At 68.9% G+C, this 21,111-nt stretch carries 24 protein-coding genes; 9 read left to right on the forward strand and 15 right to left on the reverse strand.

The genetic code is table 11. The features are described 5' to 3' along the window. Positions 1 to 120 precede the first annotated feature (120 nt). On the forward strand, positions 121 to 282 hold the full coding sequence (locus ACP7CK_RS15990; protein WP_008262298.1) for a DUF1289 domain-containing protein: 162 nt from the start codon (positions 121 to 123) through the stop codon (positions 280 to 282). A gap of 75 nt (positions 283 to 357) precedes the next feature. Then, entirely contained in the window at positions 358 to 873 is a 516-nt protein-coding gene (locus tag ACP7CK_RS15995; protein WP_292150432.1) for a retropepsin-like aspartic protease family protein, read from the forward strand. Here ACP7CK_RS15995 and pgsA read toward each other — a convergent pair. From pgsA to ACP7CK_RS16035, 8 genes are all read right to left on the reverse strand, one after another. Beyond that, a complete protein-coding gene (gene pgsA, locus ACP7CK_RS16000; protein WP_008262640.1) occupies positions 870 to 1,517 on the reverse strand; it encodes a CDP-diacylglycerol--glycerol-3-phosphate 3-phosphatidyltransferase in 648 nt (215 codons plus the stop codon). The genes ACP7CK_RS15995 and pgsA overlap by 4 nt on opposite strands. After that, a complete protein-coding gene (locus ACP7CK_RS16005) occupies positions 1,514 to 1,969 on the reverse strand; it encodes a PIN domain-containing protein (protein ID WP_372705216.1) in 456 nt (151 codons plus the stop codon). The genes pgsA and ACP7CK_RS16005 overlap by 4 nt, the downstream gene beginning before the upstream one ends. Beyond that, positions 1,966 to 2,211 (reverse strand): type II toxin-antitoxin system Phd/YefM family antitoxin, encoded by a 246-nt coding sequence (locus ACP7CK_RS16010; protein ID WP_035309584.1) that lies wholly within the window; start codon positions 2,209 to 2,211, stop codon positions 1,966 to 1,968. Before ACP7CK_RS16010 ends, ACP7CK_RS16005 begins: the two co-directional genes overlap by 4 nt. 36 nt (positions 2,212 to 2,247) lie before the next feature. Beyond that, positions 2,248 to 2,871, reverse strand: a complete 624-nt coding sequence (locus ACP7CK_RS16015; protein ID WP_426026651.1) for a carbonic anhydrase — start codon at positions 2,869 to 2,871, stop codon at positions 2,248 to 2,250. A 67-nt stretch (positions 2,872 to 2,938) separates the two neighbouring features. Next, positions 2,939 to 4,804, reverse strand: coding sequence for an excinuclease ABC subunit UvrC (uvrC, locus tag ACP7CK_RS16020; protein WP_426026652.1), 1,866 nt, complete (start codon positions 4,802 to 4,804; stop codon positions 2,939 to 2,941). Between the two features lie 16 nt (positions 4,805 to 4,820). Beyond that, the gene (locus ACP7CK_RS16025; protein ID WP_426026653.1) at positions 4,821 to 5,267 is read right to left on the reverse strand and encodes a DMT family transporter; all 447 of its coding nucleotides are present in this window, start codon (positions 5,265 to 5,267) and stop codon (positions 4,821 to 4,823) included. A 31-nt stretch (positions 5,268 to 5,298) separates the two neighbouring features. Continuing rightward, the gene (locus ACP7CK_RS16030; RefSeq protein ID WP_426026654.1) at positions 5,299 to 6,153 is read right to left on the reverse strand and encodes an alpha/beta hydrolase; all 855 of its coding nucleotides are present in this window, start codon (positions 6,151 to 6,153) and stop codon (positions 5,299 to 5,301) included. 52 nt (positions 6,154 to 6,205) lie between these two features. Then, a complete protein-coding gene (locus tag ACP7CK_RS16035) occupies positions 6,206 to 6,676 on the reverse strand; it encodes an NUDIX domain-containing protein (RefSeq protein WP_426026655.1) in 471 nt (156 codons plus the stop codon). Positions 6,677 to 7,432: 756 nt separating this feature from the next. On the opposite strand from ACP7CK_RS16035, the gene ACP7CK_RS16040 reads away from it, so the two are divergent. The 6 genes from ACP7CK_RS16040 to ACP7CK_RS16065 all read left to right on the forward strand — a co-directional run bounded on the left by ACP7CK_RS16040 (position 7,433) and on the right by ACP7CK_RS16065 (position 12,412). Then, the gene (locus ACP7CK_RS16040; protein ID WP_426026656.1) at positions 7,433 to 7,873 is read left to right on the forward strand and encodes a DUF4145 domain-containing protein; all 441 of its coding nucleotides are present in this window, start codon (positions 7,433 to 7,435) and stop codon (positions 7,871 to 7,873) included. 114 nt (positions 7,874 to 7,987) lie between these two features. Further along, positions 7,988 to 8,569: a hypothetical protein gene (locus ACP7CK_RS16045; protein WP_426026657.1), complete on the forward strand. Its 582-nt coding sequence runs from the start codon at positions 7,988 to 7,990 to the stop codon at positions 8,567 to 8,569. A 320-nt stretch (positions 8,570 to 8,889) separates the two neighbouring features. Next, a complete protein-coding gene (locus tag ACP7CK_RS16050) occupies positions 8,890 to 9,672 on the forward strand; it encodes an SDR family oxidoreductase (RefSeq protein WP_426026658.1) in 783 nt (260 codons plus the stop codon). Between the two features lie 3 nt (positions 9,673 to 9,675). Continuing rightward, positions 9,676 to 10,074 (forward strand): dihydroneopterin aldolase, encoded by a 399-nt coding sequence (folB, locus tag ACP7CK_RS16055; RefSeq protein ID WP_008259843.1) that lies wholly within the window; start codon positions 9,676 to 9,678, stop codon positions 10,072 to 10,074. Between the two features lie 72 nt (positions 10,075 to 10,146). Next, positions 10,147 to 11,235: an undecaprenyldiphospho-muramoylpentapeptide beta-N-acetylglucosaminyltransferase gene (gene murG, locus ACP7CK_RS16060; RefSeq protein WP_426026659.1), complete on the forward strand. Its 1,089-nt coding sequence runs from the start codon at positions 10,147 to 10,149 to the stop codon at positions 11,233 to 11,235. Positions 11,236 to 11,290: 55 nt separating this feature from the next. Then, positions 11,291 to 12,412 (forward strand): mechanosensitive ion channel family protein, encoded by a 1,122-nt coding sequence (locus ACP7CK_RS16065; protein ID WP_292150504.1) that lies wholly within the window; start codon positions 11,291 to 11,293, stop codon positions 12,410 to 12,412. On the opposite strand, the gene ACP7CK_RS16070 is transcribed toward ACP7CK_RS16065, so the two are convergent. From ACP7CK_RS16070 to ACP7CK_RS16095, 6 genes are all read right to left on the reverse strand, one after another. Then, positions 12,409 to 12,795 (reverse strand): endonuclease domain-containing protein, encoded by a 387-nt coding sequence (locus tag ACP7CK_RS16070; RefSeq protein ID WP_426026660.1) that lies wholly within the window; start codon positions 12,793 to 12,795, stop codon positions 12,409 to 12,411. The two genes, ACP7CK_RS16065 and ACP7CK_RS16070, sit on opposite strands and share 4 nt — an antisense overlap. Before the next feature lie 70 nt (positions 12,796 to 12,865). Then, positions 12,866 to 13,288: a surface-adhesin E family protein gene (locus ACP7CK_RS16075; RefSeq protein WP_426026661.1), complete on the reverse strand. Its 423-nt coding sequence runs from the start codon at positions 13,286 to 13,288 to the stop codon at positions 12,866 to 12,868. Beyond that, positions 13,285 to 16,722, reverse strand: a complete 3,438-nt coding sequence (locus tag ACP7CK_RS16080; RefSeq protein ID WP_426026662.1) for an AAA family ATPase — start codon at positions 16,720 to 16,722, stop codon at positions 13,285 to 13,287. The genes ACP7CK_RS16075 and ACP7CK_RS16080 overlap by 4 nt, the downstream gene beginning before the upstream one ends. 12 nt (positions 16,723 to 16,734) lie before the next feature. Then, positions 16,735 to 17,337: a thioredoxin domain-containing protein gene (locus tag ACP7CK_RS16085; RefSeq protein ID WP_292150510.1), complete on the reverse strand. Its 603-nt coding sequence runs from the start codon at positions 17,335 to 17,337 to the stop codon at positions 16,735 to 16,737. Positions 17,338 to 17,340: 3 nt separating this feature from the next. Further along, the gene (locus ACP7CK_RS16090; RefSeq protein ID WP_426026663.1) at positions 17,341 to 17,988 is read right to left on the reverse strand and encodes a DsbA family protein; all 648 of its coding nucleotides are present in this window, start codon (positions 17,986 to 17,988) and stop codon (positions 17,341 to 17,343) included. 95 nt (positions 17,989 to 18,083) lie between these two features. Next, on the reverse strand, positions 18,084 to 18,635 hold the full coding sequence (locus ACP7CK_RS16095) for a DUF721 domain-containing protein (protein WP_035311017.1): 552 nt from the start codon (positions 18,633 to 18,635) through the stop codon (positions 18,084 to 18,086). Positions 18,636 to 18,656: 21 nt separating this feature from the next. Here ACP7CK_RS16095 and mutY point away from each other — a divergent pair, with 21 nt between their 5' ends. Continuing rightward, positions 18,657 to 19,691 (forward strand): A/G-specific adenine glycosylase, encoded by a 1,035-nt coding sequence (mutY, locus tag ACP7CK_RS16100; protein ID WP_426026664.1) that lies wholly within the window; start codon positions 18,657 to 18,659, stop codon positions 19,689 to 19,691. Between the two features lie 9 nt (positions 19,692 to 19,700). On the opposite strand, the gene ACP7CK_RS16105 is transcribed toward mutY, so the two are convergent. Continuing rightward, on the reverse strand, positions 19,701 to 20,810 hold the full coding sequence (locus ACP7CK_RS16105; RefSeq protein ID WP_426026665.1) for a site-specific DNA-methyltransferase: 1,110 nt from the start codon (positions 20,808 to 20,810) through the stop codon (positions 19,701 to 19,703). Positions 20,811 to 21,111 lie beyond the last annotated feature (301 nt).

The raw sequence follows: 21,111 nt of genomic DNA on the forward strand, positions 1-21,111 counted from the left end.
AGTTTCGCGGAAATTGCAAATTTATCGATCAGCAAGCGGAGTATATTTCTTGATGGTGTCACATTGAGCGAGACCTCGCGTCCAGCCGGGCCGCCGAAATCGATCGCCACGCCCTGTGTCATGGTATGCGCCGTCGATGGCGAAAGCGGCCTGTGTCTGGGGTGTTTCCGGACCTTGGGCGAGATCGCCGGCTGGCGCGCGCTCAGCGACGCGGAAAGGGCGGCGGTGATGGCTGATCTGCCGTCACGGCGGTCTCGGGTGGACCCGGCCAAGCTGGGCTAGGACGGGTCGGGGCTTAAGCTTTCGTCAGCCAAGTCGGTTCACCGCATTCCAACCTGGGTCGGATAGGCAGGGTGCATGATCCGCATCGACCTTCAGTCCGCCGCCGTGCTGAGCGTCGCCCTCATGGCCTCGTTCGCGACAGCTTTCACGATCCGTCATCTGGACGGCGGAGAGACAGCCATGGCGGCTTCCGCTGAGGTCGCTGTCGCGGCTTCCGCGTCCGGAACCCCGACCCAGGTGGTCAAGGGGCCGGACGGTCACTACTGGGCCCAGGCCAGAATCGACGGCCGTGCGGTCCAGGTTCTGGTGGATACGGGCGCCAGCGTGGTGGCCCTGACGCGCGCCGATGCACGTCGGCTGGGTGTCGATCCGGCCCCGGAAGCCTTCACCGGCAAGGTCCAGACCGCCTCGGGCGTGGTGCGGGCCGCGCCGGTCGAACTGAAGACGATCTCGGTCGCAGGGGTTCGGGTCGATAAGGTCGAGGCCCTGGTGGTCGAGGAAGGCCTGACCTATTCGCTGCTGGGCATGAGCTATCTGGGTCGGCTGTCCGCTTTCGAGGCGACGCCGGCGGGTCTGACGCTCAGGCCCTAGAGATCCCGCATCTGGCGCTTGGCTTCGCGGAAATACTGCCAGCCGGTCCACAGGGTGATGACGGCGGCGAACCAGATCAGGAAGACGGCGAAGGATTCGAACGCCGGCTGCCACGACAGGGGCGAACCGTCCGGCTCCTGCAGGCCGAAGGCGTTCCACAACAGGGTCAGTTGCAGCGCGGCCAGGGCGACCATCTGCACGGTGGTCTTCCACTTGGCGGCCAGGGTGACGGGCAGTTCGATCCGCCCGGCCATGGTCTCGCGCAGGGCCGAGACCGCGAACTCACGGAACAGGATCAGGCCGCAAGGCAGGGCGATGCCCGGCAGGGAGCCGGAGGCGAGCACGCCCAGGATGGCGCCCGTGATCAACACCTTGTCCGCGATCGGATCCAGGATGGCGCCCCACCGCGTGGTCGAGTTCCAGCGGCGCGCCAGGAAGCCGTCGACCCAGTCGGTCGAGGCGGCGATGACGAAGATCCAGAAGGCCCAGATCCCGAACTTGGCCTGGGTGTCCGGCGACAGCCAGGCGTCCAGCGCCCCCGGCGCGGCGCCGGCCATCATGGCGAACATCACCACACCGGCGAACAGGCGGATGCCGGTCAGGATGTTCGGGATCGGATTGGCGCGGTGCGGATAGGTGGTCATGGCAGGATTTCCAGCAGGGACGCGAGCAGGGGATGAAGCGTCTCCGCGAACGGATTGGCGATGGTCACGCCTCGATAGACGAAGCCGTCCTGCATGTCTTCGGAAAGCAGAAGGCCGCAGCCCGCTTCGGCGGCGACGGTCAGGATCAAGGCGTCCCAGATCTGCAGATTGAAGAAGGCCGCGGCCTCCAGCGCGGCGTCCATGGTCGTGGCCGAGGCGGCGGTCAGCCCAACGCCAGCGCTCCAGTCCAGCACGATCTTCCTGGCGACCTTCGGCGGGTGTCCGCCCTTGCGTGTCAGGATGTTGTAGAACTCGCCGGCAACCTGGGTCGGGATGATCAGGTTCTGCCTGGCGAGGGTCTTCAGCACCCCTAACGCGCGCTGACGCTTGGGTTCGTCATCACCGATGCCGGCGGCGTAACCCAGGACGTTGGTGTCGAGCGCCAGCTTCAAGCGTAACCGTCTTCACGTGTGATGCGTCCGGGCGCGCGGGCGGGCAGGGCGGCCAAATCGTCCACCAGGGCGTGCAGCCGAGCGACGCGTTCATCGTCTGTCGGCTCGCCGGCGGTTGCAGGCGTAATCCGCACCAGCGGCTTGCCGTGCGCGGTGACGACATAGGACTCGCCAGACGCCACCTCGCGAAAGATGCGCGAGAACTCGCGATTGGCCTCAGTCGCGGTGATCGTCCGTTCCATGGTTCAATAGTAGTGTTTTCCACTACTTCGCGCAAGTCACGCCAACGGTTCGAACCGCGGCTTGTTCGTCAGGGCGCGCAGGACGCCGTCGGCGATGCCGAAATGCAGGCCGGTCAGGGTCAGTTCGCCGGCCGCCTCGCGCTCGGCGATCCAGGGGAAGGTGCGCAGGTTCTCGATCGACAGGCGGACGACGGCCTCTTCGGCGGCGCCTTCGACCTGATCTTCGGACACTTCCTCGGCGACGCGGCGGACGACGGCCGAGCCCTGGGCTACCCAGGGGGCGACGAAGTCGGCGCAGATGTCGGGCGCCCCGTTCAACATGGCGTCGACCCCGCCGCAGTGGGCGTGGCCCATGACGACGATGCGGCGCACGTTCAGCACCTTGACCCCGAACTCCAGCGCCGCCGACACCCCGTGCAGCAGGCCGTCCGGCTCGTAGGGCGGGACCAGATTGGCGACGTTGCGCACCACGAACAGTTGGCCGGGCGCCGCGTCGAAGATCAGGGCCGGATCGGCGCGGCTGTCGGAACAGGCGACGATCAGGGTGTGCGGCTTCTGGCCCAGCTCGGCCAGGGCTTCGTACCCGGCGCGGGCGGCGGGCCAGTGCTCGGTGCGGAACCTGCGGTATCCGGCGGTGAGTTCGTCGTCGATGTCGCTCATGACTCGCCTGTAGCCTCGCTTCAATCCGGACTCAACGGCCACGAGGCCGCAAGGCCGAGGCCGAACTTCAGCTTTTCCTGAAGAAGGCGTGGATGCGTTCGGCCAGGGCCTGGTTGATTCCGTCGATCTTCAGCAGGTCCGCCACCGAGGCGCGGCTGACGCCCTTGGCGGAGCCGAAGGCGTGGAGCAGGGCCTTCTTGCGGCCGGGGCCGACGCCTTCGATCTCGTCGAGGGGATTCTTCTTGATGTCCATCGAGCGGCGCTTGGCGTGGGCGCCGTTGGCGAAGCGGTGGGCCTCGTCGCGCAGCCGTTGCAGGTAGTAGAGGGCCGGCGACTTCAGCGGCAGCATGAAGGGGGGCTTGCCGGGCATGAAGAACTTCTCCATCCCCGCATCGCGGTCCGGCCCCTTGGCGACGCCGACCACGGCGATGTCGTCCAGGCCCAGGTCGGCCAAGACGGCCAGCACCTCGGCCAGCTGGCCCGCGCCGCCGTCGATCAGCAGCAGGTCGGGACGGACAGCGTCCTCGCCCTCTTCCTCGTCCTTGACCAGGCGGGCGAAGCGGCGACGCATCACCTCGCGCATCATGCCGTAGTCGTCGCCGGGGGTCAGATCCTCGCCCCGGATGTTGAACTTGCGATACTGCGACTTCTGGAAGCCGTCGGGTCCGGCGACGACCATGCCGCCGACCGCGTTCGTGCCCTGGATATGGGCGTTGTCGTAGATCTCGATCCGTTCGGGCCGGGTTTCCAGACCGAAGGCCTCACAGACCTCGTCCAGGATTTTCCCTTGCGCCGAACTTTCGGCCAGGCGGCGGCCCAGGGCTTCGCGGGCGTTGGTCAGGGCGTGGTCGACCAGGGCCAGTTTCTCGCCGCGCTGGGGGCGGACGATCTCGATCCTGCGGTCGGCCTTCATCGAAAAGGCCTCTTCCAGCAGCTCCAGCTCGTGCGGGCGGACGTTGGACAGGATCAGGCGCGGGATCGGCTTGTCCTCATAGAACTGACCCAGGAAGGCGGCCAGGATCTCGGGATCGGTGTCGGTCTTGTCCACACGCGGGAAATAGGCGCGGCCGCCCCAGTTCTGGCCGGCGCGGTAGAAGAAGACCTGGACGCAGGCCTGGCCGCCGTCGGAGTGCAGGGCGAAGACGTCGCCCTCGGCCACGCTGTCGGCGCTGACGGAGTTCTCCATTGAAATGGCGGACAGGGCGCGGATGCGGTCGCGGACGCGGGCGGCCTGTTCGAAGTCCATGGCGTCCGACGCCGCCTGCATCTCCTGCGACAGGCGACCGATGACGGCGCGGGACTTGCCGCGCAGGAACTGTTCGGCCTCGGTGACCAGCTCGCCGTAGTCCTCCAGGCTGATCAGGCCGGTGCAGGGGGCCGAGCAGCGCTTGATCTGATGCAGCATGCAGGGCCGCGTCCGGGTCTCATAGACGCTGTCCGAACAGGAGCGCAGCAGGAAGGCCTTCTGCAGCGTGTTCAGCGTCCGGTTGACCGCCCAGGTCGAGGCGAAGGGGCCGAAATAGTGGCCCGGCGTGGTGTGGGCGCCGCGATGCTTCTTCACCTGGGGGGCGCGGTGGTCGCTGCGGATCATCAGCTCGGCGAAGGACTTGTCGTCGCGCAGCAGGACGTTGAAACGCGGCTTCAGCTTCTTGATGAAGTTGGATTCCAGCAGCAGGGCCTCGGTCTCGGACGCCGTGACGACCAGCTCCATCGACCGCGTCTGGGCCACCATCAGGCCGATGCGCTGGGTGTGGAACCGGCCCTGGGCGTACTGGACGATCCGCTTCTTCAGCGACTTGGCCTTGCCGACATAGAGGCAGGACCCGTCCTCGCCGTACATGCGATAGACGCCCGGCTTGTCGGGGGCCCGGCGCGCCTCGTCGGCGATCAGGGCGGCGGCCTTCAGGTTGGAATCGAGCGTCTCCTCGGTCATCCGGGGGGATATAGGCTCAAGACCGGCGAACCAGAAGGACGCCGGCGAGAACAAGCCCCACCCCGGCGATCCGGCCCAGGTTCAGCGGCTGGCGCGGCACGCCCAGGGCGCCGAAATGGTCGAGGACCAGGCTGAGCAGCAGCTGGCCGCCGACCATCAGGGTGATGGTCATGGCCACCCCGAGGCGCGGCACGCCCCAGGCGGCGGCGACCACGAAACAGGCGCCGTAGACTCCGCCCAGCCAGGCGTACCAGGGCAGGGCGCGGGCGGCGGCCATGTCGGGCCGGGTCTGCATCAGGGCGGCGACGATCCCCAGCACCGTCGTGCCGATGGCGAAGGAGATGAAGGCGGCGTTGACCGGCGAGGCGACGGCCGAGGCCAGCCGGGCGTTGGTCGGCGCCTGCAGGGCGGTGGCGCCCCCGGCCAGGACGACGACGAGGATGGCGATCAGCGAGGGGTTCATGCGCCTTGGCTAGCATGCCCTCGGCCGTTTGTTAGCCCGAGATGAAGCGGGCGGCGCGTTCGCCCTCGGGATCGCCGGCGACGCCGAAGCCGCGGTTGATGGTCATGTGGCTGTCGTCAGGGGCGGCGACGACCTCGGCCCGGCCGCCGGCGCGGGTCAGGGCCTGGGCCAGGTCGCGGCTCTGGACGGCCGAATCCTGACGCCGCGCGACGTGGAAGATCAGGAAGGGCGGATAGGCGACGCCGGGGCGGACGCGCAATGTCGGCGACAGGGCGGCCGCCTGGTCGCCGAAAGCCTGGTCATAGGTCTGGCCCAGCCACTGATCGATCCGGTCGTCGCCGCGCGGGGCGGTGGCGTCATAGCCCGCCCCGTCCAGCAGGATGACCCCCGCCAGATCAGACGGCTTCAGCCCGACCGCTCCCAGATAGTCGGGGTCGATCCCGACCAGGGCGGCCAGATGGGCGCCGGCCGAATGGCCCAGCAGATAGAGGGGGCGACCCGGCAGGCGGCGTTTCAGATCGGCGACGGCGGCGGCGACGTCCATGGCCGATTCGCGGGCGCTGACGGCGGGGGCTAGGCGATAGCTGGTCGAGGCCAGGGTCAGGCCGTGACGTTGGGCGTAGGCGGGCAGTTCGCTGACCATCGCCCGCTCGCCGCGCGACCAGCCGCCGCCGTGGACGAACATCAGGATCGGCCCGGAGCCGTGGTCCGCATAGACGTCATAGGCCTGGAGCGGGTCGGGGCCGAAGGCCCAGGTGTGGACGGGGGCCGCCGCGCTGCCGCCGGCCTGGTCGCGTCGGCGCCCCAGGCGGCGCTGCGCCAGGGCCGGGCCGGCCAGGGTTGAGAGGGTCAGGCCCAGCAGGGCGGCGCGGCGGGAGACGGACATGGGACATCCTTTCGGGATCCTCAGGATAACGCCGTGCGCCGTCCGGTCCGCCTCACCAATTTGTATCGATTTGTACGCCGTCGAACCATTCGGCCAGCCGCGCGCGACAGCCCCGGTTGACGTCGGCGGGCAGGGCGTCGGGCGCGAACCAGCCGACCTCGGCGATCTCGCCGTGGCTGGTGCGTTCGCCCTGGTCGAAGGCGTCGATGACGAAGACGGCGACATGATCGCCGGGAAAGAACCGCTCGTTGGCGTGCAGCGAGACCAGGCGCGGCGCCGCCCGCGCGATCAGCCCGGTCTCCTCGCGCAGTTCGCGCACCACGGCCTCATGGGTGGTCTCGCCCTTGTCCACCCCGCCGCCGGGCAGCCACCAGCCGGCCAGATAGGTGTGTTTGACTAGCAGCACCCGTCCTTCCGCATCCGTCGCCACCGCCCGCACGCCCAGCGTCTTGCCGCGCGTGAGGCGCGACCAGGCGAAGAAGACGGGGCGGGTGAAGGGTTCGACGCGCTGACGCCAGTTCATCGATGTGTCCGCCCCCGGCCGTGGTGTGTGGCGGGATGTTCGATCATCTTTGGGGGCGGGAGGGAAGGGGGAGGGGGCTGGCCAACTGGATAGACGAGGAACCGCCCTGCGCCATGAGCCAGCAAGCGGGCCACACCATAAGAGTGACACCCCGCGCTAGCTAGAGGTTTGATTTCGAGCACGGTGCCCATTCTGCGAACCGACCCGCAGCGGCCGTTGAATGATAGTTGCGAAGCACGGCCTACGTCATTTCGGGAAGGTGGCAGCGATCGCAAGCTTCTTGATCATCAGTCCTCCCGGGAGCCCTTCTCCTCCAAGAATTGCGTCGTGCCGCTGGGAGGGAGTACTTCTATATGCCAGAGATCGTAGCGTCGTGGCTTGATGGCCCCGCAAGCACCATCCCGATGCAAACACGTACCAACTCCCACCGGAAAGGTGATGCCTGTACTAGTCCGCGTCCAAACGGGGCAGTTGACGACATTTGATCAATGGATCGATGAGTACGCATCGGGGTAGGTGGGGGCTTCAGCTATTCGATTTATCTTGTCAAACGTGGTGGGGATTTGGATGGGATTGTTTCAGCTTGATTGTCCGCATTGTAGGACTGCCAGTGTGGCGGCGAATGTCGTTTGGCAGCGCGCGGAAGCATTGCCTCGGCCTATACTGATGTTATGCGCTGCATGCCGCAAACCTATCGCTGGAATTGCGTCAAACAGTGCGGGTCGCAATGCAGACTTGGTCAACACGGTTGGGAATTTGGCCGACAGCTTCTGGAGCCTCACCGAGTCCTGGCCAGAAGTAGTCGACACGCAGGCCCCCTCCCACACCCCAGTCGCGGTCGCGCGGCGTTTTATTGAGGGTGAGGATGCCTACCGTCGGGGTAGCTGGAACGCTGCTGTCGCCATGTACAGATCAGCCTTAGATATCGCGACCAAAGGGATGGAGGGTGTACCAGCGGGACTGACATTCTATCGCCGCCTTGAGTGGCTTCACGATAACCACCGCATCACTCCCGATATGCGAGCGTGGGCGGATAGGGTTCGGATCGAGGGCAATGAAGCGCTTCACGATCCAGAGGATTTCGTTGAGGAGGATGCAAAGCCTCTGCGGTTGTTCACGGAGACTTTCCTCAAATACAGCTTCGAACTCCCTGGCGAGGTAGCGGCCTACAGAACTCAAACCGAGGAAATGCAATGACCGACGGGAAGCAAAGCGCGTTTCGCGGTGCTCTCCCGTGGGTCGGCAGCGGTGCAGCCGGCGGCATACTCGTGTTGCTGGTGTCGGAACTCATCACAATCGTGGTCGCGGGTCATGCCCGCGATGAACAACAACGATGGGGTGGCTAGTTGGGTGCAAGCCGTCGGTTCGATTGCGGCAATCGTAGCTGTAGCGGCCGTAGCTAGCATGGAGGGGCGTCGGGCTGCCAGGTCTCTAGAGCTGGCTCAACGCCAACAAAAAGATGCCTGGGACCGTGAAGAACTTCGCGCGGTTGAAAAGCGCAACTCGGCAAGGGCTTACGCGAAGGTGGTTCTGCATGGAACGATCAGTCGATGCGAAATGATATATGAATCGATCAAAGATCACGACATATCCTTTATGGCCGTAGCGCGCACATACGCCCGCGACCTAGAGTTTCTTCAGGGGCAGCTATCAGAACTACCGAAACATCTTGTTGAAGACGCGGCTCTTGTGGAGCCGGTCATTCGGACATCTCTGTTGGTAGGGGACATCCTTGACGGACTGAGAGATCTCGAGCGATACGCGACACAAGAAAAGGGCGACCTAGAGAAAGAGCGGGAGAGTTGTGCGAGCACCCTCGCCTTGGTCCCTAAACGTATCGAATTAATGAATAGATGGGTGTCCGACGTGGATGACGTAATCAATAAGAGTTAGCGTTATGCGTCACTGTTGTGACTTGGCAAAAGCCACCGACGCATTGGCTCTGCTGCGACTCAGGCGGCCTAATCGAAGCAGAAGTTCAAACTTGGCGGCTTTCTGGCTGAAGCAGACCCTTTGGATTGTCTGCGATACCCGCTCTCCCTACTCCCATCCCAATCCCGCCATCTCCCCGCCCAGACCCGCCCCCGCTTGAACCGCGCCCCGGACCGCTCTAATCGAAGATCAGACACAGGAGCATCCCATGCTGGCTCTCGGCATCATCTTCGGCTTCGTCGCCGTCATCGCGGCGTTCAACGTCTTCGAGTTCGGTCGGGTTGACTGAAGTCCCGCCGCCGCCCGCCGCCGCCCGCGTCGCCCCGGCGCGGGGCGTCGCCCTGGTCACGGGCGGGGCGCGGCGGATCGGGCGGGAGATCTGCCTGACCCTGGCGCGGGCGGGCTTCGACGTGGCGATCCATCATCATGCGTCGGGCGAGGACGCCCGGACCCTGGCCGACGAGATCGCGGGCCTCGGGCGGCGCGCGTGTCTGTTGCAGGCGGACCTGACGGACGAGGCCCGGGTGCGGGCGCTGGTTCCCGCGGCGGTCGAGGCGCTGGGGCCTGTGACGGTGCTGGTCAACAACGCCTCGGTGTTCGAGGACGACCGGGTCGGCGGCCTGACGCGCGACAGCTGGGACCGGCATGTCGAGACCAATCTGCGGGCGCCCCTGGTGCTGGCCGAGGCCTTCGCCGCCCAGGCTGTGGAAGGGGTGATCATCAACCTGCTGGACCAGAAGGTGCTGAAGCCGGATCCGCGCTTCTTCTCCTACAGCCTGTCGCGCAACGGCCTGTGGTGGGCGACCCGGACCCTGGCCCAGGCCCTGGCGCCGGGCATCCGGGTCAATGCCGTGGGGCCGGGGCCGACCCTGCCGTCGATCCACCAGACCCCCGGGGAATTCGCCGCCGAGGCGCGCGGCACCCTGTTGCAGACGCCCGGCAGCCCGCAGGCGGTGGCCGAGGCCGTGCTGTGGCTCATTGACGCGCGGATGGTCACGGGCCAGATGATCGCCGTCGACGGGGGCCAGCACCTGGCCTGGCGCACCCCCGACATCCAGGAGTAGCGCGTGGTCCAGTCCTCTCAGGTGACGCCGTTTCCGGCGGACGAGCCGCTGCGTTTCGAGCGGCTGAGCGTCTTCGTGCGCGGGCTGGAGGTCGAGGCCGGGATCGGGGTCTATGACCACGAGCAGGGGCGGCTGCAGCGGCTGGTGATCGATGTGACGCTGGAGCTGGAGCCGCGGCCGATCGAACGGCTGGGCGACACCATCAACTACGAGACCGTGGCCAATGCGGCGCGCGCCATCGCCGCCGAGGGCCATGTGGGCCTGGTCGAGACCTTCGCCGAACGGCTGGCGCGGGCCTGTCTGGAGGACCGGCGGGTGCGGCGGGCGACCGTGCGGATCGAGAAGCCGGGCGCCCTTCAGGCCGTGATCGCGCCGGGCTGCGAGATCGTTCTGGCGCGCTAGGGCGTCGGTGATCCCGCTCCCTGTCGTCCGGGTTTCAGACTATTCAGACGGTGTTTTTCGGAGACCGCACCCATGACCCAGCTCTGCGTCGTCGCCGCCGGCGGCACCGGCGGCCACATGTTCCCGGCCGAGGCCCTGGCGCGTGAACTGGCCGCGCGCGGCTGGCGCGTGGTGCTGGCGACCGATCATCGCGGCGAGCAGTACGCCCACGCCTTTCCGGCCGAGGAACGGCTGGCCCTGGATGCGGCGACCGGCTCGGGTCCGCTGGGCCTGATCAAGGCGGGGGTGGCCATCTTCAAGGGGGTGATGCAGGCGCGCGCGGCCTTCGACCGGCTGGGGGCGGACGTCGTGGTCGGCTTCGGCGGCTATCCGTCGGCGCCGGCCCTGGTGGCGGCGGTGACGTCGCAGCGGCCGACCGTGATTCACGAACAGAACGCCGTCCTGGGCCGCACCAACCGCATCCTGGCCCCCTATGTCGGGGAAGTGGCCTCGTCCTTCCCGACGCTGGAGCGGGCGCCGGCCAAGGTGCAGGGCCGGTCGCACGTCGTCGGCTCGCCGGTGCGGAGCGAGATCCGCGCCCTGTTCGACCGCGCCTATGCGGCCCCGGTCGACGGCGGCTCCATCCAGGTGCTGGTGACGGGCGGCAGCCAGGGGGCGCGCATCCTGTCGGAGACCACGCCCCGCGCCCTGGCCGCCCTGCCGGAAGCCTTGCGCCGTCGTCTGAAGGTGCAGCAGCAGTCGCGACCCGAGACGCTGGAGACCGCCCGCCAGATCTATCTGGAGGCCGGGATCGAGGCCGAGGTCGCGCCCTTCTTCCGCGACATGGCCGAGCGTCTGTCCAAGGCGCATCTGGTCGTCGGCCGTTCGGGCGCCTCGACCTGCGCCGAACTGGCCGTCGCGGCCCTGCCGTCGGTGCTGATTCCGCTGAAGATCGCCATGGACGACCACCAGCGCCTGAACGCCAAGGCCCTGGTCGACGCCGGGGCGGCGGAGATGGTGCTGGAGGATGATCTGACGGTTCAGGGCCTGACGGCGACGCTGGAGGGACTGCTGTCCGACCCGGCGCGTCTGGCGGCCATGTCGGCGGCGGCGCGTTCGGTCGCCATCCCCGATGCGGCGCAGCGCCTGGCCGATCTGGTGGAGAAGACGGCGAAGGGCTGAACCGCGTTCGTCAAGCTTTGCGGGAACCCATTCGGCGTCAATGCGTCCCTTACGCATGCCTCCTGAAATCACCGCCCTGACCCGCCAGATTCATGACCTGTGGCGCCGGTTCGACTGGCTGCCCGAATGGGCCGTGATCGTGCTGGTGACGGCCGGCTTCGTCGCAGGCGGATGGGTGGCGCACAAGATCGTCTTCATGATCCTGCGGCGGGTGGTGAAGAACCGCGACGTCTTCTGGCGCGGCGTGGTCGAGCGGGCGCGCAAGAAGCTGCGGGTCATGATGATCCTGATCGGCATCGGCATCGGCGTGACCGTCTCGCCGATGGATCCCGCGCCGTCGGCCGACATCCGCGAAGTGCTGCGTTTCCTGTTCGTCCTGACCCTGGGCTGGCTGGCCTCGGGCCTGCTGGACATGTGGTCGGTGATGCACCTGAAGCGGTACAATATCGCCGTCGAGGACAATCTGCTCGCCCGCAAACACCTGACCCAGACCCGCATCCTGCAACGGGTGGCCAAGGTGATCCTGTTCATCGTCACCGTGGGCCTGGCCCTGATGACCATCGCCGGCTTCCGCCAGTGGGGCGTCAGCCTGCTGGCCTCGGCGGGCGTGGTCGGCATCATCGCCGGTCTGGCCCTGCAGCCGATCCTGACGAACATGGTCGCGGGCATCCAGATCGCCCTGACCCAGCCGATCCGACTGGACGACGCCGTCATCGTCGAGAACGAGTGGGGCAATGTCGAGGAGATCACCGCCACCTATGTGGTGGTCAAGCTGTGGGACTGGCGGCGGATGGTCCTGCCCCTGTCCTACTTCATCTCGACGCCGTTCCAGAACTGGACGCGAGAGAACGCCCGCCTGATCGGCTCGGCCTTCTTCTACGTCGATTACGAAGCCCCGATCGACCGGCTGCGCACGGCGTTCGAGGGGATCGTCAAGGCGTCCAAGCTGTGGGACGGCGACGTCCAGGTGATGCAGGTGACCGACATCACCGCACGAGTGCTTCAGGTCCGCTGCCTGGCCAGCGCCCGCTCCGCCGGCGTCGCCTTCGACCTGCGCTGCGAAATCCGCGAGAAACTGATGGCCTTCATGCGCGACGAATGCCGCGAAGCCCTGCCGCGCGACCGGCTGGAATGGCCGCAGGGGGAGGAGCGGCCGGTCAGTCCTTCAGCGCCTTAGTCTCCCTCCCCGTCCCGGGGAGGGGGGCCGCGCAGCGGCCGGGTGGGGGCGGCCGCCTCAAGCTCGCGTAAGATGAAGTCCACAACATCTGTCAGGCGATCCCTGACGTCGACGGCCGGGATGCGAAGCGTCTTCAACCCCACCTGCACCAGGGCGTCGTCGCGTCGTCGATCCCGGTCGCTGCGCCCCTCGTGCGAACCGCCATCGACTTCAATCACCAGTCCTCGCGAGAGGCAGACGAAGTCGAGATAATAGCCAAGCAGGGGGTGCTGGCGTCGAAAGTGAAAGCCCTGTGCGCGCAGGCGACGCAGCGACAGCCAAAGCCGCGCTTCCGGCGGGCTCATGGATTTTCGCATGGCTCTGGCCTTGGCAATCCTGGCCATTCTGGGCCGCCCCCACCCGGTCTCGCTGCGCTCGACCACCCTCCCCTGAAGGGGAGGGAGAGGCAAGGGGTCAATCCTTCAGCGCGGCTTGCCCCTGATGAATGGCTTGGTCCAGCGACAGGGTTTCTATGGGAGCCTCCCCGCACGCCACGGCCATCAGTTCCGCCGCGTCTCCGCCCGGCGCGGCTTCATAGGGCGGGGCGGGGTCGGGCGTCGCCGGGCCTTCGGTTCTGTCGGCTTTCAAGGACGCGAAGTCGAGCCGGTCCGCCGTGCCGGCGCGGCAATCGAAGGCCCAGCGCGACCAGCCGCCGACATAGGTCACGTCCCCGACCTTGAACCCGGCCTCCGTGACCTGAAGCTCGCGCATATGGGCCACGTCGCCCGTGCGTTCGATGGAGGCGACATCGGCATAGATGGCGAAACGGCCGACGCCGGTCGGGACCAGTTCAGGATCGGCCCCAGTCAGCAGGAAGGCCAGCAGCAGGGGGATCATGCGACCAGTTTCTCCGCCTGGTGCAGGTCCACGCTGACCAACTGGCTCATGCCGCGCTCGGGCATGGTGACGCCGTACAGCCGGTCCATGCGGCTCATGGTGACGGGGTTGTGGGTGATGACGATGAAGCGGGTGTCCGTGCGTGACCGCATCTCGTGCAGCATCTTGCAGAACCGGTCGACGTTGGCGTCGTCCAGCGGGGCGTCCACCTCGTCCAGGACGCAGACGGGGGCGGGGTTGGCCAGGAAGACGCCGAAGATCAGGGCGGCCGCCGTCAGGGCCTGTTCGCCGCCGCTCATCAGGCTCATGACCGACAGCCGCTTGCCGGGCGGGCAGGCGTAGATCTCCAGGCCCGCCTCCAGCGGATCGTCGCTCTCGACCAGTTTCAGCTCGGCCTGGCCGCCGTCGAACAGGGCCTCGAACAGGGCCTTGAAGTTGGCGTTGATGACGTCGAAGGCGGCGACCAGCCGTTCGCGGCCCTCGGCGTTCAGTTCGTCGATGCCGTCGCGCAGCTTGGCGATGGCCTGGGTCAGGTCGATCCGTTCCGACTTCATGCTGTTCAGCCGGTCGCCGTATTCGGTCGCCTCGTCCTCGGCGCGCAGGTTGACGGCGCCCAGGGCCTCGCGTTCGCGCTCCAGCCCGTACAGCAGGCTCTCGGCCCCGGCGGCGTCGGGCGGCCGGGCCACGGCCTCGTCGGTCAGCTTGCGGGCCAGGTCCTCCGGCGACATCTGGGCGGTTTCGCGGACGGTGGTCTCGGCCTCGGTCAGCTTCTCGGCCGCGGCCTCGGCGCGGGCGGCGAGACCGGCGCGGGCTTCGCGGGCCTGGGAGGCGGCGGCGTCGGCGGCGCGGGCGGCGCGGTCGGCCTCGGTTGCGGCGCTCTCGGCTACAGCCATGGCGTCTGACGAGGCCTGTTTGCGCTGTTCGGCGGCGGTCAGGACATCCAGCAGCCTGGTGCGCTGTTCCGCGAAACCCTGGGGCGCGACCTCGGCCTGTTTCAGCTGGGCGGCGGTTCGCTCGGCGTCCGTGGTCAGGGCGGCGACCCGGGCGCCGCTGTCCTTGGACCGGGCGATCCAGCCGTCGCGGGCGCGGGTCAGGCCGCCCAGGCGTTGTTCGCGGCCCTGGCGGTCGCGGGCCTCGGCGTCCCGGTCCGACCGGGCGGTCTGGGCGGCGATGCGGGCGGCGTCGGCGCCGGCGCGGGCGGCGGTCAGATCGTCACGCAGGCCGGACAGGGTCTCGGACGGGGCCTCGACCGTCTGCGCGGCGGCCAGGGCGGCATCAGCCTCGGCCACCTCGGCCGCCAGACGCGCCAGGGCCTCATCCAGAGCCTGGGCGCGGGCCTCGCGGCGGGTCTGGTCGCGCGTCAGGCTTTCGACCCGGTCGCGGGCGGCGGTCACGGCCTTGTCGAGGGCGAAGGGTTTGAGGCGGGCGGTCTTCACCGCCTCCTCGGCGGCGCGGAAGGCCTCGGCCGCCCCCTTCTGCTGGGCCTGGGCCTGTTCGAGCGCCGGCTTGCCCTTGTCGATCTCGGTTTCCAGCTCGGCCAGGCGGGTGCGCTGGGCCAGGCGGACGGCGGCGGGGCGGGGCGCTTCCGCCCGGCTGACGAAGCCGTCCCAGCGGTACAGGTCGCCCTCGGGCGTGGCCAGACGGGCGCCGACGGGCAGGGTCCGGGCGAGATCGGCCGCCTGGGCGCGACGGGCGACGCCGCACAGGGCCAGGCGGGCGGCCAGCTGCTCGGGCGCCTGGACGTGGTCGGACAGGGGCTCCACCCCCGCGGGCCAGACCGGCGGGTGTGGATCGGCCCCGCCCCAGTAGGCGGCGGCGCGGGCGTCCAGGGCCGCGTCGAGGTCTTCGCCCAGGGCGGCGGCCAGGGCGGCCTCATAGCCCCGGTCGGCGCGGACCTTGTCGAGGGCGGGGGCGTGGTCGCGCTTCCCCCCGACCAGCAGTTGGGCCAGGCCGCGCGCCTCGGTCTGCAGCCGGCCCAGCCGGTCTTCGGCGGCGCGGGCGGCGGTGCGGGCCTCTTGCTCGGCGCGGGCCAGGTCGCCGCGTTTGGCCTCAGCGGCCTCGACGGCTTCGCGGGCGGCGGTCAGCTCGGCCTGGGCGGTCTCCAGCGCCTGACGGGCGGCCTCCAGCTCGGGCGTTTCCAGCGGCCCCAGGGCGTCGCGTTCGCGCTGCGCCTGATCCCGCTGGGCGGCGACGCGGGTGAGGCGGGTCTCGGCGTCTCGGCGGCGAGCGGCCTCGGCGTTGGCGCGGGCCTCGACGGCGGCGAGGGCGGCGGCCAGACGTTCAACCTCGGCGTCGGCGGCCTTGCGGGCCTCTTCGGCGGCGGTCAGGGCCTTGTCCAGTTCGGGGCCGCGTTCGGGGGCGGCGGCGATCTCGGCCTGGAGCCGGGTCAGTTCCTGGTCCAGCCGGTCCAGTTCGCGCCGGGCGTCGGCGGCCATATTGGTCTCGCGCTCGGCGTCGGCGGCGATGCGGGCGGCCTCGGCCTTGAGACGGTCCACCTCGGCGCGGGCGGCCTGTTCGGCCATGTCGAGCCGGTCGCGCTCCAGGCTGGCGCGGTGCAGCAGGGCGGAGGCGACGGCGTCCTCCTCCCGCGCCGGCTTCAGCGCCTCCTGGGCGGCGAGGGCGGCGGTCTGGGCGGCGGCGGCGGCGGTTGTCGTTTCCGCCACCGCGCGGTCGGCGGCGCGCAGTTCCTCGGCGGCGGTCTCGGCCGCCAGTCTGGCGTCGTTCCAGCGGACGTAGAGGAGCGCCGACTGAAGGGCGCGGATTTCGGCGGAGATCTTCTTGTATTTCTCGGCCTGGCGGGCTTCGCGCCTCAGCCGGTTCAGCGCCGTCTCCAGTTCGCGGCCGATGTCGTCCAGCCGTTCGAGGTTGGTCTCGGCCGCCTTGAGCCGGAGTTCGGCCTCGTGGCGGCGGGTGTGCAGGCCGGCGACGCCGCCCGCCTCTTCCAGGATGCGGCGGCGGTTCTGGGGCTTGGCGGCGATCAGTTCCGAGATCTGGCCCTGGCGGACCAGGGCGGGGGAGTTGGCGCCGGTCGAGGCGTCGGCGAACAACAGCTGGACGTCGCGGGCGCGGACCTCCTTGCCGTTGATCCGGTAGGTCGAGCCCTGGCCCCGATCGATGCGGCGCGACACCTCCAGCACCGGGCTGTCGGTGAAGGGCTGGGGGGCGCGGCGCTGGGCGTTGTCGATGGTCAGGCTGACTTCGGCGTGGCTGCGCGGCGGGCGCCCGGCGGCGCCGGCGAAGATGACGTCGTCCATGCCCTGGCCGCGCATGGCCTTGGCCGAGTTGGCGCCCATGACCCAGCGCAGGCTTTCAAGGACGTTGGACTTGCCGCAGCCGTTGGGGCCGACGACGCCGGTCAGGCCGGATTCGATGTGCACTTCCGCCGGATCGACGAACGACTTGAAGCCGACGAGCCGGAGGCGCTGAAACTGCATCGTTCCTGGCGTTTACCGGCGCAGCAGCGGGTCGACGGCGGCCGACAGGGCCTCCAGCGAGTGGTCGGCGACGGGCTTGCCGTTGACGAAGAAGCTGGGGGTGCCCGCCACGCCGGCCTCCTGCGCGCCTTCGATCTGGGCCTGGAGCGCGGCGCCGGTCGCGGGATCGCCGAGGCAGGTCTCGATCTGTTCGCGCGTCTTGCCGCTGGCGGCCAGGCCGGCGTCGAACCAGGGCTTGGCGCCGGTGGTGCGGAGCTCAGCCTGGTCGCGCATGAAGACCTCGGCCACGTCGAAATAGCGACCGGGCGCGGCGCAGATGGCCACGGCGGCGGCGGCGGCGGCGACATTGGCCGGGGCGGTCGGCAGGTTGCGATGGACCAGCCGGACCTTGCCCGTGTCGATATAGCGGGCCTTGAAGGCCGGCAGAACGTCGTTGTGGAAGTCGGCGCAGTGCGAGCAGGTGAAGCTGGCGTATTCGATCACCGTCACCGGCGCGTCAGCCCGACCCAGCACATGATCCTGGGCCGTCACGGGCGGCGGGGGCTCGGCGGCGAAGGCCGGCCCCGCCAGTGTGGCGGTCAGGAGGGCGAGGGTGAGGACGGCGCGCCGGATCATGGCTTATTTCGCCAGTTCGGCGTCGATGGCCGTCGACAGGTCGGCCAAGCTGGCGCCTTCGCCGCCGGGGGTGATGACCTGAGTGTCGTTGACGTAGAAGGCCGGGGTGCCGGTCACGCCCTGGGCCTGGGCGAACTGGACGCGCTTCTCCATGGAGGCGACGGCCTCCTTGTCGGTGACGCAGTCGTTGAACTGCTGCTCGGACAGGCCGGCGGCCTGGGCCGTGCGCAGCAGCCAGTCGCGCGGCGACGAGGTCAGCATCTCCTGCTGGGTGGCCATCAGCTGGTGGATGACGTCGAAATACTTGTCCGGACCGGCGCAGCGGGCGACCAGGAAGCCGGCGGTGGCGGCGTCGACCGGCGGGGTCGGCAGTTCGCGGAAGATGTAGCGGACCTTGTTGGTGTCGACGTACTTGGCCTTGAACGCCGGCCAGGTCTTGGCCTGCCACACGGCGCAGTGGGGGCAGGTGACGGAGGCGTATTCGACCACGGTGACCTTGGCGCCTTCCGCCGCGCCCAGGCCCATGTCGCCCTCGGCCGCGCCCTTGGAGCCGCCGGCGCCGCAGGCGGCCAGGGCCATGGTCGCCATGGCGGCGCCGGTGATGGCCGCACGGCGGCTCATGCGGGCGAAACGGGTTTCGAAATTGGCCATTGGACTTCCTTGGTCGGAGCGTTGCCGGATGATCGCGCGATTCCCGGGGAACAGCGCAACCTTGATCATTCGAGAACAGGTGCGGCGAAGATTTGTCAATCGCGGTCGTTCGAGCGTGACAGGGTGGCGCGGCCAAGGCGGGCCAGGGCGGCGCGCAGTTCGTCGGGAACGTCGGCGATGGAGGCGGCCAGATCGGCCTCGGCCTCGGCGGCCAGGGGCGGGGGCTTGGCGGCGCGCTTGGGGCGGGCGGCGGCCTCGGTCAGGGGTTTGATCGGACCCTGGGCGATGCGGAGGCGATCGACCGAACCGGCGCCGAGGAACAGGTTCACGCGGGCCAGGATGTCTTCGGACTGATGCTGGACCAGAAGGGCTGCGGCGCCGGCGACGCGCAGCTCGAGCACGCCGGGCTGGCCGGCCTTGCCCTTGGTCAGCTTCTGGGGGCGGGTGACGCGGGCCAGGCGGTCGCCGACGATCTCGCGCCAGCGGGGCTCCAGCGCGCCTGCGCCGCGGCCGAATTTCTCGTCCAGTTTCTTGATCAGCGGCGTCAGGGCCTTGCCGGCGCGCGGGGCCGGGCGCGGCGCCGGGCGGGTGCGGCGGCGCGACAGGATCTCGCGGACCTCGGCGTCTGTGGGCAGCGGGCGGCGCATGGGCCTATATAGCGCCATCTCATGCTCGACGTCTCTCTGATCCGTTCCGAATTGCTGGCCTGGTACGACGGCCATGCGCGCAGCCTGGCCTGGCGCGCGCCGCCGGGGGCGCAGGCGCGGACCGAGCCCTATCGGGTCTGGCTGTCGGAGGTGATGCTGCAGCAGACCACGACGCCGCATGCGACGCCGTATTTCCAGAGCTTCACCGCCCGCTGGCCGACGGTGTCCGATCTGGCGGGGGCGGAGGACGGGGAGGTCATGGCCGCCTGGGCGGGGCTGGGCTATTACGCCCGGGCGCGCAATCTGCTGGCCTGCGCCAGGGCGGTGGCGGGCGAACATGGGGGCGTGTTTCCGGATACGGAGGCGGGCCTGCTGGCCCTGCCGGGAGTGGGCGCCTATACGGCCGCGGCCGTGGCGGCCATCGCCTTTGATCGCCCGGCCAATGTAGTGGACGGCAATGTCGAGCGGGTCATGGCGCGGCTGTTCGCAGTCGAGACTCCGGTTCCGGCGGCGCGGCCCGAGCTGAGGCGGCTGGCGGGGCTGTTCGTGACGGACGAGCGGCCGGGCGATTGGGCTCAGGCGCTGATGGATCTGGGGGCGACGGTGTGCCGGCCCAAGTCGCCGCTGTGCGGCCAGTGTCCGGCGGCGGACCAGTGTCTGGGTCTGGCGAGCGGGGCGCCAGAGCGGTTCCCGGTCAAACTGAAGAAGGCGGAGCGGCCGCATCGTCGGGGCGTGGCCTTCGTCATGATCGATCCCGACGGACAGGTGGCGCTGGAGCGGCGGCCGGACAAGGGGTTGCTGGGCGGGATGCTGGGGCTGCCCACCAGCGATTGGAGCGCCGCGCCCGATCCGACGCCGCCGGTCGCGGCCGACTGGCGCGAGGCGGGGGCGGTCGAGCATGTCTTCACCCATTTCAGCCTGACCCTGACGGTGCGGACAGCGCGGGTCGAGGCGGCCGGCGACTATCAGTGGCTGGGCTTCGAGGCGGCGCGGGCGGCCCTGCCGACCGTCTTCGCCAAGGCGCTGGATCGGGCCGGCGAACCGGCCCTGATCTGAACCCGTCTCCTATTGCATCCCGGCGCGGACCTCGGCGCGGAGGGCGTCGATGGATTTCAGGCCCTGGTCGGTCTTGAAGCGCCAGTAGGTCCAGCCGTTGCAGGCGGGGGCGTTCTCGAACAGGGCGCCGAGCTTGTGGATCGAGCCGGTCATCGAGCCGGACACCAGCGAGCCGTCGGCGCGGACGCGGGCCTCGCGCTCGCCCTTGGGGCAGTACAGACGGTCGCCGGGGTGCAACAGGCCGGCTTCGACCAGGGCGCCGAAGGGCACCTTGGGCTCGGCGCGCTTGGAGCCCATGACCATCAGGTCTTCGGGATTGGCGGGAATGACCGAGGCGATGCGGGTCTCGGCGACCTCTGCATAGGTCTCGTCACGCTCGATGCCGATATAGTGGCGGCCCAGGCGTTTGGCGGCGGCGCCGGTGGTGCCGGTGCCGAAGAAGGGATCCAGCACGACGTCGCCGGGGCGGGTGGCCGACAGCAGCACGCGGTGCAGCAGGGCCTCGGGCTTCTGGGTCGGATGGGCCTTCTTGCCGTCGGCGTCCTTGATCCGCTCCTCGCCGGTGCAAAGGGCGAAGGTCCAGTCGGAGCGCATCTGGGTGTCTTCGTTGAAGGCCTTCAGGGCGTCGTAGTTGAAGGTGTAGCGTTTCTGCTCGCGCGAGCGGGCGGCCCAGATCAGGGTCTCATGGGCGTTGGTGAACCGGGTGCCCTTGAAGTTCGGCATCGGGTTGGACTTGCGCCAGATGATGTCGTTCAGCACCCAGAAGCCCAGGTCCTGGATCGCCGCGCCCAGGCGGAAGACATTGTGATAGGAGCCGATCACCCAGATCGAACCCTCGGGCTTCAGCACCCGGCGGCATTCGGTCAGCCAGGCGCGGGTGAAGGCGTCATATTCGGCGAAACTGTCGAACTTGTCCCAGTCGTCGTCGACGGCGTCGACCTTGGAATTGTCCGGACGCAGCAGGTCGCCGCCCAGCTGGAGATTATAGGGCGGGTCGGCGAAGACCATGTCGACCGAGGCGTCGGGCAGGCTTTTCAGCACGGCGATGCAATCGCCACGGTGAATGACGTCCTTGGCCAGGGTGGGCTTATCCAGGGTGGGGAGCTTCAGATCGGACATGCAACGCGGCCTCGGAACAGTGAGACGGGCATGGTGAATCCTTACGGTTAAGGCAGTGTTGATTCCGGGGTTTTCTTTGCGCGCCGTGACGCGGGCGAGCGGAGGCGCCGACGCGCTTTCGCTGCGAAGTTCGGAGGGCTGGGCGGGGCGCCGGGCCTTCGCCCGGAGTTTAGTGCTTTGAGTACCGTTTCGACGAAGGTTTGACGCCCCGCGCGGTTGGTTGGCCTGCAAGCTCGGGGCGCCGAGCGGTGGCGGTCTTATCGCCTAACCCCATAAGCCTGCGACGGGTCGGCGGTCCCTG

Source organism: Brevundimonas sp. TSRC1-1 (assembly GCF_049898245.1).
Taxonomy (GTDB): domain Bacteria; phylum Pseudomonadota; class Alphaproteobacteria; order Caulobacterales; family Caulobacteraceae; genus Brevundimonas; species Brevundimonas mediterranea_A.